The sequence below is a fragment of the Bacteroides sp. D20 genome (genome assembly GCF_003436255.1).
Classification (GTDB): Bacteria; Bacteroidota; Bacteroidia; order Bacteroidales; family Bacteroidaceae; genus Bacteroides; species Bacteroides uniformis.
Genome location: NZ_QSOO01000005.1, coordinates 1 through 13738 on the forward strand (window position 1 = coordinate 1; position 13738 = coordinate 13738).

11 protein-coding genes are annotated in these 13738 nt (G+C 48.1%); 10 read left to right on the plus strand and 1 reads right to left on the minus strand.

The annotated features are described in order from the left end of the window. Positions 1–315 precede the first annotated feature (315 nt). The 9 genes from DXD78_RS06515 to DXD78_RS06560 all read left to right on the plus strand — a co-directional run bounded on the left by DXD78_RS06515 (position 316) and on the right by DXD78_RS06560 (position 12556). Complete coding sequence (locus DXD78_RS06515) at positions 316–906, plus strand: hypothetical protein (protein ID WP_005827382.1); 591 nt, start codon at positions 316–318, stop codon at positions 904–906. Between the two features lie 16 nt (positions 907–922). Then, a complete protein-coding gene (locus DXD78_RS06520; RefSeq protein WP_005837370.1) occupies positions 923–1762 on the plus strand; it encodes a DUF2764 domain-containing protein in 840 nt (279 codons plus the stop codon). Positions 1763–1781: 19 nt separating this feature from the next. Then, positions 1782–3536 (plus strand): V-type ATP synthase subunit A, encoded by a 1755-nt coding sequence (locus DXD78_RS06525; protein WP_005827385.1) that lies wholly within the window; start codon positions 1782–1784, stop codon positions 3534–3536. A 140-nt stretch (positions 3537–3676) separates the two neighbouring features. After that, positions 3677–5002, plus strand: coding sequence for a V-type ATP synthase subunit B (locus tag DXD78_RS06530; protein ID WP_005827389.1), 1326 nt, complete (start codon positions 3677–3679; stop codon positions 5000–5002). Between the two features lie 120 nt (positions 5003–5122). Next, positions 5123–5728 carry a V-type ATP synthase subunit D gene (locus DXD78_RS06535; protein WP_005827391.1) on the plus strand — a complete coding sequence of 202 codons (606 nt, stop codon included), beginning with the start codon at positions 5123–5125 and terminating at the stop codon, positions 5726–5728. Further along, positions 5725–7551 (plus strand): V-type ATP synthase subunit I, encoded by a 1827-nt coding sequence (locus DXD78_RS06540; protein WP_008664313.1) that lies wholly within the window; start codon positions 5725–5727, stop codon positions 7549–7551. Before DXD78_RS06535 ends, DXD78_RS06540 begins: the two co-directional genes overlap by 4 nt. A 33-nt stretch (positions 7552–7584) precedes the next feature. Next, the gene (locus DXD78_RS06545; protein ID WP_005827396.1) at positions 7585–8004 is read left to right on the plus strand and encodes an ATPase; all 420 of its coding nucleotides are present in this window, start codon (positions 7585–7587) and stop codon (positions 8002–8004) included. A 295-nt stretch (positions 8005–8299) separates the two neighbouring features. Continuing rightward, a complete protein-coding gene (locus tag DXD78_RS06555) occupies positions 8300–9961 on the plus strand; it encodes a glycogen/starch synthase (RefSeq protein ID WP_005827398.1) in 1662 nt (553 codons plus the stop codon). A 30-nt stretch (positions 9962–9991) separates the two neighbouring features. Continuing rightward, a complete protein-coding gene (locus DXD78_RS06560; RefSeq protein WP_005827401.1) occupies positions 9992–12556 on the plus strand; it encodes a glycosyltransferase family 1 protein in 2565 nt (854 codons plus the stop codon). 125 nt (positions 12557–12681) lie between these two features. Here the strand turns inward: DXD78_RS06560 and fldA are convergent, their stop codons facing one another. Continuing rightward, positions 12682–13188 carry a flavodoxin FldA gene (gene fldA / locus DXD78_RS06565; RefSeq protein WP_005827403.1) on the minus strand — a complete coding sequence of 169 codons (507 nt, stop codon included), beginning with the start codon at positions 13186–13188 and terminating at the stop codon, positions 12682–12684. Positions 13189–13431: 243 nt separating this feature from the next. Between fldA and DXD78_RS06570 the strand changes: the two genes are divergently transcribed. Next, on the plus strand, positions 13432–13728 hold the full coding sequence (locus DXD78_RS06570; protein ID WP_005837364.1) for a hypothetical protein: 297 nt from the start codon (positions 13432–13434) through the stop codon (positions 13726–13728). The last annotated feature ends 10 nt before the right edge of the window (positions 13729–13738 follow it).

Below are 13738 nucleotides of genomic sequence, written 5' to 3' on the forward strand. Positions count from 1 at the left end.
GTTTTCAGAAGAAGCCTCCGTGTCTGATAAGGATACGGAGGCTTTGTTCGTTTATATACCTCCGGAACTGCTCCCCTTAATCCCTGTCATGCGTTGTTGCATACGTATTTTTCTGCTTCTTTTGTCATTCTTTTGTTATCATTACAGAACAAAGTTGGTGTAAAATGAGTTTTTTTTGGAAGAGCAAGAACTTTTCTTCCTTTCTTTCTATTCAATATCAAATGGATTTTTGTAAATTTGGCGTGAATCTAATAGGAAGGGAAAAAATCACGCAATTAATATTGTAATATAAATCATATAATAACTCCTGCAAATATGGAAAACAAGATTCAAGAGCTGACCGATAAGATCTACCGCGAAGGCGTAGAGAAAGGAAACGAAGAGGCACAGAAACTTATCGCAAAAGCTCAGGAAGAAGCCAAGAGAATTATAGAGGATGCTCACAAGGAAGCGGATTCTATCGTGGCTACCGCTCATAAGTCTGCCGATGAACTGGCAGAGAATACAAAATCTGAATTAAAGTTGTTTGCCGGTCAGGCTGTGAATGCTCTGAAGTCCGAAATCGCTACGTTGGTGACGGACAACATTGTGAATGCCGATGTAAAGGCATTTGCTGCAAACAAGGATTATCTTAATGCCTTCATCGTTGCATTGGCGTCCAAATGGAGTGTGAACGAACCAATCGTTATCTCTACTGCCGATGCGGAAGGCTTGACAAAATATTTCGCAGCGAAGGCGAAAGACCTGCTGGACAAGGGTGTGAAGATTGAGCAAGTGAATGGCATCAAAACCTTGTTCTCCGTATCGCCTGCCGATGGTTCGTACAAGGTGAACTTTGGCGAAGAAGAATTTATGAATTACTTCAAGGAATTCCTGCGTCCGCAATTAGTGGAAATGCTGTTCTAAAAACTCCCACAGGATTATGAGTAAATACTATTACTTGGTAGCCGGTTTGCCTGAACTTACTCTGGAAGACAGTAAACTGAGCTATACAGTAGCCGATTTCAAGACGGAACTATATCCTGCCTTGTCGGAAGATGATAAAAAGTTGATAGATTTGTTTTATCTGAAATTCGATAATGCGAATGTCTTGAAACTATTGAAGGATAAGGATGCTGCCATCGACCCGCGCGGAAACTATTCGTCGGAGGAACTGGTGGAATATATCTCACAACTGAAGGATGGCGACGAAGTCTCTGACAGTGTATTCCCATCTTATCTCTCTACGTTCATTTCCGAATACTTCAGCCTGCCTGCCGAGGACGGTTTCTTGTATGAAGACCGCCTGGCAGCGCTCTATTACGCCTATGCTATGGAATCCAGGAATCAGTTTGTGTCTTCCTGGTTTGGCTTCAACCTCACTCTCAATAATATATTGGTGGCGCTCACAGCACGTAAGTTCAAGCTGGACATTGCTCCGCTGATTGTGGGTGATACGGAAGTGTGCGAGGCTCTGCGTACTTCCAATGCCCGTGACTTCGGTCTGGGTACTGAGGTGGATTATCTGGAGCAGCTGGTGAAAATCAGTGAGACGGAGGAACTGGTGGACCGGGAAAAGAAACTGGACCAGCTTCGCTGGGACTGGATGGAGGAGGCCACATTCTTCGATTACTTTACCGTGGAACGTCTGTTTGTCTTCCTGCTACAGCTGGAGATGATAGAACGGTGGATTTCGTTGGATAAAGAGAAGGGTAACCAACTGTTCCGCAGCATTATCGCTGCCTTGAAAGACGAGGTGCAGATACCCGCAGAATTCAGATAAAATAAACAACTAAAAATATATGGCAACAAAAGGAACTGTTAGTGGCGTAATAGCCAACATGGTGACCCTCGTCGTCGACGGACCGGTAGCGCAGAATGAGATTTGTTATATCTCGACCGGAGGAGACAAGTTGATGGCGGAGGTGATTAAGGTAGTAGGTACCCAGGTCTACGTGCAGGTATTTGAGAGTACCCGCGGACTGAAAGTGGGGGCCGAAGCTGAGTTTACCGGACATATGCTCGAAGTAACACTGGGGCCCGGTATGCTTTCGAAGAACTACGACGGTCTGCAAAACGACCTCGATAAGATGGACGGTGTTTTCTTGAAACGCGGGCAATATACCTATCCGCTGGATAAAGGAAGCAAATGGCATTTTGTGCCTTTGGCAAAGGTGGGCGACCAAGTGGAAGCCGCTGCCTGGCTGGGACAAGTGGACGAAAACTTCCAACCTCTGAAAATCATGGTGCCTTTTGAACAGAAAGGTGTGTGCACCGTGAAATCCATTGCAAAGGAAGGTGATTACAGCATTGAGGATACCATTGCAGTGCTGACGGATAGCGAAGGTAATGACATCCGGGTGAACATGATACAGAAATGGCCCGTGAAGCGCGCCATGACCAACTATAAGGAAAAACCGCGTCCTTTCAAATTGCTGGAAACCGGTGTGCGTGTAATCGACACCGTAAACCCGATTGTGGAAGGTGGTACGGGCTTTATCCCCGGTCCGTTCGGTACAGGAAAGACGGTACTACAGCATGCCATCTCAAAACAGGCGGAAGCGGACATCGTAATCATTGCTGCCTGCGGTGAACGTGCCAACGAGGTTGTGGAAATCTTTACAGAATTCCCCGAATTGGTTGACCCGCATACGGGACGGAAGCTGATGGAACGTACGATTATCATTGCCAATACTTCGAACATGCCGGTGGCTGCCCGTGAGGCATCTGTCTACACGGCTATGACGATTGCAGAATACTACCGAAGCATGGGATTGAAGGTACTGCTGATGGCGGACTCCACTTCACGTTGGGCGCAGGCATTGCGCGAGATGTCCAACCGTATGGAGGAGTTGCCCGGTCCCGATGCCTTCCCGATGGACTTGTCCTCCATCATCTCCAACTTCTACGGCCGTGCGGGTTATGTGAAGCTGAACAACGGCGAGTCCGGTTCCATTACTTTCATCGGTACGGTATCGCCTGCCGGCGGTAACCTGAAGGAGCCGGTAACCGAGAATACGAAGAAGGTGGCTCGCTGCTTCTATGCCCTTGAGCAGGACCGTGCCGACAAGAAGCGTTATCCTGCCGTAAATCCGATTGACTCATATTCCAAATACATTGAATACCCTGAATTCGAGGAGTATATCACCAAGCACATCAACGGTGAGTGGATTGGCAAGGTGAATGAAATCAAGACCCGTTTGCAGCGTGGTAAGGAGATTGCCGAGCAAATCAACATTCTGGGTGACGACGGCGTGCCCGTAGAATATCACGTGACTTTCTGGAAATCGGAACTGATTGACTTCGTTATCCTGCAGCAGGATGCCTTTGACGAAATTGATGCCGTGACTCCGATGGAGCGCCAGGAGGAGATTCTGAATATGGTAATAGAAATCTGTCATACCGAATTTGAGTTCGACAACTTCAACGAAGTAATGGATTACTTCAAGAAGATGATTAACATCTGCAAGCAGATGAACTACTCGAAGTTTAAGTCGGAAGAATACGACAAGTTCCATAAGCAGTTGCAGGAACTGGTTGAGGAACGTAAAGCCTAAGGATGTACTATGTGACTATTTACAATTTACTATTTGCCTTGCGGATGCAGGTGTACGGAGGTTGTAGATAGGAAAATAGTAGAATAGGATGGCAGAGATTTAAATAGTAAATAGTAAATTGCTAAATTGTAAATAAATAGATGGCAACAAAAGCATTTCAAAAAATATATACCAAGATTACTCAGATTACGAAAGCTACGTGTTCGCTGAAGGCAACCGGAGTGGGGTATGACGAGTTGGCGACCGTAAACGGCAAGCTGGCCCAGGTGGTGAAGATTGCCGGCGACGAAGTGACTTTGCAGGTGTTTGAGGGTACGGAAGGTATTCCCACCAATGCAGAGGTAGTATTCTTGGGCAAGGCTCCTACAATCAAAGTGAGCGAGCAGCTTGCCGGACGCTTCTTCAACGCCTTTGGCGACCCCATCGACGGTGGTCCGGCCATTGAAGGCGAGGAGGTGGAAATTGGCGGTCCATCCGTGAATCCGGTGCGCCGTAAGCAGCCCTCGGAACTGATTGCAACCGGTATTGCAGGTATCGACTTGAACAATACGCTGGTGTCCGGACAGAAGATTCCGTTCTTTGCCGACCCCGACCAGCCCTTCAACCAGGTGATGGCGAATGTGGCTCTGCGTGCGGAGACTGACAAGATTATCCTTGGCGGTATGGGTATGACGAACGATGATTACCTTTACTTCAAGAACGTATTCTCCAATGCCGGTGCGCTCGACCGTATCGTCAGCTTTATGAATACCACCGAGAATCCTCCGGTAGAGCGTCTGCTGATTCCGGATATGGCACTGACGGCGGCCGAGTATTTTGCTGTAAACAATAATGAAAAGGTGCTGGTGCTGCTGACGGATATGACTTCCTACGCCGATGCGCTCGCCATCGTGTCCAACCGTATGGACCAGATTCCTTCGAAGGACTCCATGCCGGGTTCCCTTTATTCGGACTTGGCGAAGATATACGAAAAGGCGGTGCAGTTCCCAAGCGGCGGTTCCATCACGATTATTGCGGTGACGACTCTGTCCGGTGGCGACATTACGCATGCCGTGCCCGACAATACGGGTTATATCACGGAAGGCCAGTTGTTCCTCCGTCGTGACAGCGACATCGGTAAGGTTATCGTTGACCCGTTCCGTTCCTTGTCCCGTCTGAAACAGCTTGTTACGGGCAAAAAGACACGTAAGGACCATCCGCAGGTGATGAATGCCGCCGTACGTCTGTACGCCGATGCCGCCAACGCCAAAACCAAGCTTGAAAACGGTTTCGACCTGACGAACTACGACGAACGTACCCTTGCCTTTGCCAAGGACTACTCCAACCAGCTACTGGCCATCGATGTCAACCTCGATACCACAGAGATGCTCGATGTGGCATGGAGTCTGTTCGGCAAGTATTTCCGTCCGGAAGAGGTGAATATCAAGAAAGAGCTTGTGGACCAGTTCTGGCCGAAAGCAAACTAAATAAATGTACGATTAGACGATTTACGGTTTACGATTGATATTACTGAAATTGTAAATCTGTAAATTGAGAAATTGAGTAGCTTCAGTCGTCTAATCGTAAATCGTTAAATCGTAAATAAAATGGCTATTAAGTTTCAATATAACAAAACCTCGCTTCAGCAACTCGAAAAGCAACTGAAGGTGCGCGTGCGTACACTCCCCATTATTAAGAATAAGGAGAGTGCCCTGCGTATGGAAGTGAAGCGCTGCAAGGGAGACGCTGCCGCGTTGGACGCGAGGTTGGAAAAGGAAATCCAAGCTTACGAAGCCATGTTCGCCCTTTGGAATGAGTTCGACGCTTCATTGATAAAGGTCAGCGATGTTCATCTCGGTGTAAAGAAGATTGCCGGTGTACGGGTGCCGTTGCTCGAGAATGTAGATTTCGAGATACGCCCTTACAGCTTGTTCAATGCGCCCAAATGGTATGCAGACGGGCTGCATTTGCTTAAGTCACTGGCACATACTGCCATCGAGCGTGAATTTACTGTTGCCAAGTTGAACTTGTTGGAACATGCGCGTAAAAAGACCACCCAGAAGGTGAATCTTTTTGAGAAAGTACAGATTCCGGGTTATCAGGATGCTCTGCGCAAAATCAAGCGGTTTATGGAAGACGAGGAGAACCTTTCCAAGTCATCGCAGAAAATCATGAAATCCCATCAGGAGAAAAGGAAGGAGGCAGAGGCATGATTACGAAAATGAAGAAGCTCACGTTCCTTGTGTATCATAAGGAGTACGAAGCATTTCTGGCACAAATCCGGGAACTGGGCGTGGTGCACGTTGTGGAAAGGCAGTGCGGCGAGATGGACGACACCTTGCAGCAATTCATGCAGAAGCGTACGCTCTACAAGAATATGCTTCAGAGCATGCACACCCTGGCGGACAAACAGCCGGAAGAAAAGGTGCATAAAGAGTTGTCGGCCGATGCTCTGGTGAAATTCTACGAGGACTTGCAGGCGCGGATACAAGACTTGAACCAGCAGATTCCCGCCATCGACAAGGATGTGGCGCAGATGGAAGTCTGGGGCGATTTCGATTGGAGAGCCATCCGCAAGCTGGAAGATGCTGGTTGGTTCGTGCAGTTCTATACCTGCCCGGAGAAAGACTATAACGAAGCGTGGGCAGAGGACTACAATGCCATCGTGGTGAAAGAGAACGGCGGACATCTTTATTTCGTGACCGTCACTCCCCAACCGGTAGAACTGGATGTGGAACCGCTCCGTCTGCCTTCACTCAGCCTCTCCGAACTGAGCCGGAAGAAAGCCGATACGGAAGAGGCCCTTGTGCAGGCACATGCCGGATTGAAAGAATTCTGCAAAGCGAATTACTGCACGTTGGAGAAGTACAACCTACAGCTCCAGGAAGAGATAGACCTGCTGAAAGTCAAGCTGAACAGCGAACATATGGCAGAAGGTGCCGTAGTGTTGATGGAAGGCTGGATTCCCGAAGACTGCGAGGCGGATGTGAGGAAACTTCTCGATGAAAGCGGCACTTATTATGAGATAAGGGCTGCCAAGCGCGAGGACAATGCTCCCATCAAGCTGAAAAACAACGCCTATACACGCATGTACGAAGTGCTTACCAAAATGTACGGTATGCCCGAATATGCCGAGTTCGACCCGACACCGATACTTGCGCCATTCTTCTCGCTCTTCTTTGCTTTCTGTATGGGAGATGCGGGCTACGGTCTGGTACTGATTGCACTCGGGTTCATTTTGAAAAGGAAGATGTCCAAGTCCATGAAAGGCATGATGAACCTGGTGATTACGTTGGGTATATTTACGTCCGTCATCGGTGCCATATTGGGAACCTTCTTCGGTGTAAGCCTCTTTGACCTGGAGATACCCGCCAAACTGAAGGAATTCATGATTGTGGGTAAGATAGGTGAGACTACCTATGACAAGCAAATGCTGCTGGCGTTGATTATCGGTGCGGTGCACATCTGCATTGCCATGACGGTGAAGGCCGTGGGACAGACCGTTCGTTTCGGCTTCAAGGAGTCGCTCAGTGCTTGGGGATGGCTGTTGCTGGTGGTGGGATTTATCTGCACCGGCGGACTTTCCTTCTTCAAGATAATTTCGGAAGACGTGTCTACGTGGGCATTTATCGTGATTGGCGGTGTTTCTGCCATCGGTATCTACCTGTTGAACAATATCCACCGGAATGTATTTGTCAACATCGGTGCCGGAGTATGGGATACCTATAACATGGCAACCGGATTGATGGGCGATATACTTTCCTACATCCGTCTCTATGCCCTCGGCTTGGCAGGCGGTATGCTTGGAGGCGTGTTCAACCAGCTTGCCTTCATGGTGAACGATGCTGCAGGTCCGGCCCTGGGATGGCTGTTCTGCGGTCTGATACTGATATTCGGGCATACGCTGAACATTGCCATGTCTTGTCTGAGTGCCTTTGTACACCCGCTCCGTCTGACATTTGTGGAATACTTCAAGAATTCCGGTTACGAAGGTAAGGGCGAAGCCTATAAACCTTTTACAGTAGTAAAGAAATAAACAAATTAAAAAACAAATAAAAATAGAAACATTATGAATGAAATTTTAGGTTATCTCGGTCTGGGCCTGATGTTGGCCCTTGCAGGAATTGGCAGTTGCTTCGGTACAACTATCGCCGGTAGTGCGGCAGAAGGTGCGTTGAAGAAAGACCCTTCCAAGTCAGCAAGTTATATGATTTTGTCGGCCCTTCCGGCTACGCAGGGACTTTACGGCTTCGTGGCTTTCCTGATGTCTATGGGCAGGGATTTTGCGACAGACGGTCCTTTGATGCTGGGCATCGGATTGGGTGTCGGACTGGTATGTCTGTTCTCCGCTATCCGTCAGGGACAGATTTGTGCTAGCGGTATTGTGGGTATCTCCCAGGGACACGACGTACAGACCAATACAATGATTTACGCCGCGCTTCCTGAATTCTACGCTATTTTGGCGCTGGTAGCTGCATTGATGGTATAATCCGGATTATAAGAAAATAAACCCCAGGGATTTACAATTGAAATCCCTGGGGTTTTTTGTTTAAATTCCTGGGGCTTCAACTGAAAACTCCAGGAATTCTTTTTTGAAACTTCGGGAATTTTAGACGAAAAATGCATGGATGGGCGAGCCAATGGGGCTTTTGTGGCTAAACTATGACATTCCGCAAACGATTGTTTATGCATATTTAATCAGTTTTTTCGATTAAAAGGCTATTTTTCAAAGAATAATACGTACTTTTGCAGCCGTAATTAAGATAAAGAGATTATAACATAATATGACTAAAGAACTACTTACCCCCGATTACATCTTCGAAGCGAGTTGGGAAGTGTGTAATAAAGTAGGCGGTATCTATACAGTTTTGTCTACAAGGGCAAATACTTTACAGACTAAATTTCGCGATAGATTATTCTTTATAGGGCCGGATTTCTGGCAGGGAAAAGAGAACCCTTTGTTCATTGAGTCTGATAACCTTTGTGCAGCGTGGAAAAAACATGCAGCGTTGAAAGACAATCTTTCCGTCCGCGTAGGTCGCTGGAACATTCCGGGAGAACCTATTGTTATATTGGTTGATTTCCAACCGTTCTTTGCAGAAAAAAATGAGATTTATACAGAAATGTGGAACCGCTATCAGGTGGATTCACTGCATGGATATGGTGATTATGACGAAGCATCCATGTTTGCTTTCGCTACCGGCAAGGTGATAGAGAGCTTCTATCGCTATAATTTGACGGAAACGGACAAAGTGGTGTTCCAGGCACACGAGTGGATGACCGGCATGGCCGCCCTCTATCTTCAGTCTGCCGTTCCCGAGATAGGGACTATCTTCACCACCCATGCCACGTCCATCGGCCGCTCCATAGCTGGCAACAACAAGCCGCTTTACGATTATCTTTTCGCCTACAACGGCGACCAGATGGCAGAGGAGCTGAACATGCAGTCCAAACATTCCATTGAAAAGCAGACGGCCCACTATGTGGACTGTTTCACCACTGTGAGCGAAATCACAAACAACGAATGCAGGGAATTGCTTGACAAGCCTGCGGATGTTGTGCTGATGAACGGTTTTGAAGATGATTTTGTACCGAAAGGCGCCACCTTTACCGGCAAGCGCAAACGTGCCCGTTCCACCATGCTGCGTGTGGCAAACTGCCTGCTGGGTGAGGACTTGGGCGACGATACGCTGATTATCGGTACCAGCGGACGCTATGAGTTCAAAAATAAGGGTATCGATGTGTTCCTGGAATCATTGAACCGGCTGAACCGCGATAAAGATTTAAAGAAGAAAGTATTGGCGTTTGTCAACGTGCCCAGCTGGGTGGGAGACCCCCGCGAGGACTTGCAGAAGCGCTTGAAGAGCAAAGATAAGTTCACCGAACCGTTGCAGTGTCCTTTCATCACCCACTGGCTGCACAATATGACGCACGACCAGGTGCTGGATATGCTGAAATACCTCGGTATGGGCAATCGTCCCGAAGATAAGGTGAAAGTAATTTTTGTACCTTGCTATCAGGATGGTCACGATGGCATCCTCAACAAGCATTATTATGACTTGATTTTAGGCGAGGACCTCAGTGTCTATCCGTCCTATTATGAACCGTGGGGATATACCCCGCTGGAGAGCGTGGCTTTCCGGGTGCCTACCATCACCACCGACCTTGCCGGTTTCGGACTTTGGGTGAACAGCCTGAAAAACCAGCATGGCATAAACGACGGAGTGGAAGTGCTGCACCGTTCGGACTATAACTATTCCGAAGTGGCAGACGGCATCAAGGACACCGTAGCCTTGTTCTCTACCAAGACGGAAGCCGAAATCAAGGAAATACGCAAGCGTGCAGGCCAGGTGGCAGAGCAGGCTTTGTGGAAGCACTTTATACAATATTATTACGAGGCTTACGACATTGCACTGCGCAATGCCATGAAGCGTCAACTAAAATAAAAGAATTATTAATCAATTAGTTATCATACAATGAAGATTAAAGTTAGTAATGTAAACACTCCTAACTGGAAAGATGTGAATGTGAAATCGCACATTCCCGCCGAACTGGAGAAACTGTCTGAACTGGCACATAACATCTGGTGGGCATGGAATTATGAAGCCACCGAACTGTTCAGAGACCTTGACCCTGCTCTCTGGAAAGAAGTGGGACAGAACCCCGTACTTCTGCTGGAACGTATGAGTTATGCTAAACTCGAGGCACTCGCAAATGACAAAGTTATTCTGCGCAGAATGGATGACGTATACTCCAAGTTCCGCACATACATGGATGTGAAGCCTGACAGCAAGCGCCCGTCCGTGGCTTATTTCAGTATGGAGTATGGTTTGAGCCATGTACTTAAGATATATTCCGGCGGTCTGGGTGTACTTGCCGGTGACTACCTGAAAGAAGCTTCCGATAGCAACGCCGACTTGTGTGCAATCGGTTTCCTGTACCGCTACGGTTACTTTACACAAACATTGTCTATGGACGGCCAGCAGATTGCCAATTACGAGGCACAGAACTTTGGCCAGTTGCCCATCGACCGTGTATTGGATGAGAAGGGCGAGCAGATGGTAGTGGATGTTCCTTATCTGGACTACTACGTGCATGCTTATGTGTGGAGAGTGAACGTTGGACGTATCTCTCTCTATCTGCTTGATACTGACAATGAAATGAACAGCGAGTTCGACCGTTCCATCACTCACCAGCTGTATGGCGGTGACTGGGAAAACCGCTTGAAGCAGGAAATCCTGCTCGGTATCGGTGGTATTCTGACGCTGAAGAAGCTGGGCATCAAGAAAGATATCTATCACTGCAACGAAGGACATGCTGCTTTAATCAACGTACAGCGCATCTGTGACTACGTGGCCGAAGGTCTGACTTACGACCAGGCTATCGAGCTGGTACGTGCTTCTTCTCTCTATACTGTACATACTCCGGTTCCTGCCGGTCACGACTACTTCGACGAAGGCCTTTTCGGCAAGTACATGGGCGGCTATCCTTCAAGAATGGGTATCAGCTGGGACGACCTGATGGACCTCGGACGTAACAATCCGGGCGACAAGGGTGAACGTTTCTGTATGTCTGTATTCGCTTGCAACACTTCTCAGGAGGTGAACGGTGTGAGCTGGCTGCACGGAAAGGTTTCCCAGGAGATGTTCGCTTCCATCTGGAAGGGTTACTTCCCCGAAGAAAGCCATGTGGGCTACGTTACCAACGGTGTACACTTCCCCACTTGGAGCGCTACGGAGTGGAAACATCTCTATGCTGCGCATTTTGATGAGAACTTCCTCTACGACCAGTCCAACCCCAAGATTTGGGAGGCTATCTATAACGTGTCCGACGAAGAAATCTGGAAGACGCGCATGGTGATGAAGAACAAACTGATTGACTATGTTCGCAAGCAATACCGTGAAACTTGGTTGAAGAACCAGGGTGACCCTTCACGCATCGTTTCCCTGCTGGACAAAATCAATCCGAACGCTCTGCTGATAGGTTTCGGACGCCGTTTCGCTACCTACAAGCGTGCACACTTGCTGTTCACCGACCTCGACCGTCTGGCCAAGATTGTGAACAACCCCGACTATCCGGTACAGTTCCTCTTTACCGGTAAGGCTCACCCGCACGATGGTGCCGGCCAGGGCTTGATTAAGAGAATCATTGAGATTTCCCGTCGTCCGGAGTTCCTGGGCAAGATTATCTTCCTGGAAAATTATGACATGCAGTTGGCACGTCGCCTCGTTTCAGGTGTGGATATCTGGCTGAACACTCCGACACGTCCGCTCGAAGCATCCGGTACTTCCGGCGAAAAGGCGTTGATGAACGGTGTTGTAAACTTCTCCGTACTCGACGGCTGGTGGTTGGAAGGCTATCGTGAAGGTGCCGGTTGGGCATTGACCGAAAAGCGTACTTACCAGAACCAGGAACATCAGGACCAGCTCGATGCCGCTACTATCTACAGCATTCTTGAGCAAGAAATTCTGCCGTTGTTCTATGCACGCAACAAGAAGGGATATTCTGAAGGTTGGGTGAAGACTATCAAGAACTCCATCGCACAGATTGCTCCCCACTATACAATGAAGCGTCAGCTGGACGACTATTACGACAAGTTCTACATCAAGGAGGCCAAACGTTTCAAGATGCTGGCTGCCGACGGTTGTGCCAAGGCTAAGGAAATAGCTGCTTGGAAGGAAGAAGTTGCCGAGAAGTGGGACAGCATTGAAGTGGTGTCTTGCGAAAAGACCGAAGACCTGGTGAAAGGCTCCATCGAGAGCGGTAAGGAATACACCATTACTTATGTTATCGACGAGAAGGGCTTGAACGATGCTATCGGTCTGGAACTGGTGACTACTTATACGGCTCAGGATGGCAAACAGCATGTTTACTCCGTAGAACCGTTCAATGTAGTGAAGAAAGAAGGTAACCTTTATACTTTCCAAGCTAAGCACAAGATGGAAAATGCGGGTAGCTTCAAGGTTTCTTACCGTATGTTCCCGAAGAATGCAGACCTGCCTCACCGTCAGGACTTCTGCTACGTTCGCTGGTTCGTATAAGAGCATAAAAAAGATAATGTGCCTGCGGATATGGCGGAACACATTATCTGTTCAGATAAAAGATATCATCTGCATGATTGCAGGCAGACCATCCGTTTAAAGTAAACGGATGGTCTGTTTCTTTTCTAGAGCTTGCTTTTTATTTCGGCTGTCCAGGCGTCAATGCGTTCGGCGGTTTTGTTACTTTCGTTCACTTCGTCGAGGGGAAGTCCTACGAATGCACCGTCTACCACGGCGATGGAAGAGGAGAAGGAATACCCGTCCGTGCTGACTTTGTTGCCCAAGAAGGTACACCCGCTATCCTTCAGGTCCTCGTAGAGTACTCCGATGCCGTCGCAGAATGTGTCGCAGTAGGAGTCGGAGTCGCCGCAACCGAATAAGGCTACGAACTTCATGGAAAGGTCGGCGCTCTTCAGTACCTTTACGCCGTCATACCAGTCGTCCTGCAGTTCGCCGTCTCCCCAAGTGGAGGTACCTAGAACCAGCACTTCATATTCCTTGATTTTATCGGCGGTCATCTTGTCAACACTATGTACGTCGGTGGAGGAAACTCCCAACTTTTCGGCTATCTGGTTAGCCAACTCTTCGCAGGTTCCGGTACTGGAACCATAAAAAACACCAGTCTTTTTCATTGTAAATAAAGTGATTAAATTGTTTGCTGCAAAGTAAAGGCTTTGCCGGAGAACGTGAAATACCTACATGTAGGGCTTTTAGTGTTGTGCCGCTCCCCATTTCGGGTTAGCTTGTGGCGTGGTTTATAGAGGTCGCGGCTACCTACTAATTGGGATGGCAGACTCTCTTTTTGATGAAAAGTAGGTATTGCCGGATTGTTAAAAATGAAGGACATTTGTACCGGTAATAATAGACAAGTGTTTATGGTTAGATTCGTACATTCCACTCATTCGCAATTCCATCCTTCCGTGGCTGGTAAGTGGCTGGTGTGGGGGACTTTGATGATGCTTCTTGCGGGGGTGGCTATCATTGTTTTTTCGGTATTCTCGCATGATGCACTCGATGCGTGCTGTAATTGCATAATCTGTACTTTCAACCGTGTCCCGAAGGAAGGGGAATATTTGTATAACCGCTACCTGCCGGTCATCAGCATGGTGTGGGTGGCGTTTCTGATACTTTTGGTATATGTGGTCCGCTATTGCATGAACAAGAGGAGGTAGCCGGGTGTTC

Coding starts and splice junctions, on each gene's coding strand:
- DXD78_RS06570 (WP_005837364.1), top strand. CDS start 13,432: ATGGTTAGATTCGTACATTCCACTCATTCGCAATTCCATCCTTCCGTG.
- DXD78_RS06515 (WP_005827382.1), top strand. CDS start 316: ATGGAAAACAAGATTCAAGAGCTGACCGATAAGATCTACCGCGAAGGC.
- DXD78_RS06555 (WP_005827398.1), top strand. CDS start 8,300: ATGACTAAAGAACTACTTACCCCCGATTACATCTTCGAAGCGAGTTGG.
- DXD78_RS06520 (WP_005837370.1), top strand. CDS start 923: ATGAGTAAATACTATTACTTGGTAGCCGGTTTGCCTGAACTTACTCTG.
- fldA (WP_005827403.1), bottom strand. CDS start 13,188: ATGAAAAAGACTGGTGTTTTTTATGGTTCCAGTACCGGAACCTGCGAA.
- DXD78_RS06525 (WP_005827385.1), top strand. CDS start 1,782: ATGGCAACAAAAGGAACTGTTAGTGGCGTAATAGCCAACATGGTGACC.
- DXD78_RS06530 (WP_005827389.1), top strand. CDS start 3,677: ATGGCAACAAAAGCATTTCAAAAAATATATACCAAGATTACTCAGATT.
- DXD78_RS06540 (WP_008664313.1), top strand. CDS start 5,725: ATGATTACGAAAATGAAGAAGCTCACGTTCCTTGTGTATCATAAGGAG.
- DXD78_RS06560 (WP_005827401.1), top strand. CDS start 9,992: ATGAAGATTAAAGTTAGTAATGTAAACACTCCTAACTGGAAAGATGTG.
- DXD78_RS06545 (WP_005827396.1), top strand. CDS start 7,585: ATGAATGAAATTTTAGGTTATCTCGGTCTGGGCCTGATGTTGGCCCTT.
- DXD78_RS06535 (WP_005827391.1), top strand. CDS start 5,123: ATGGCTATTAAGTTTCAATATAACAAAACCTCGCTTCAGCAACTCGAA.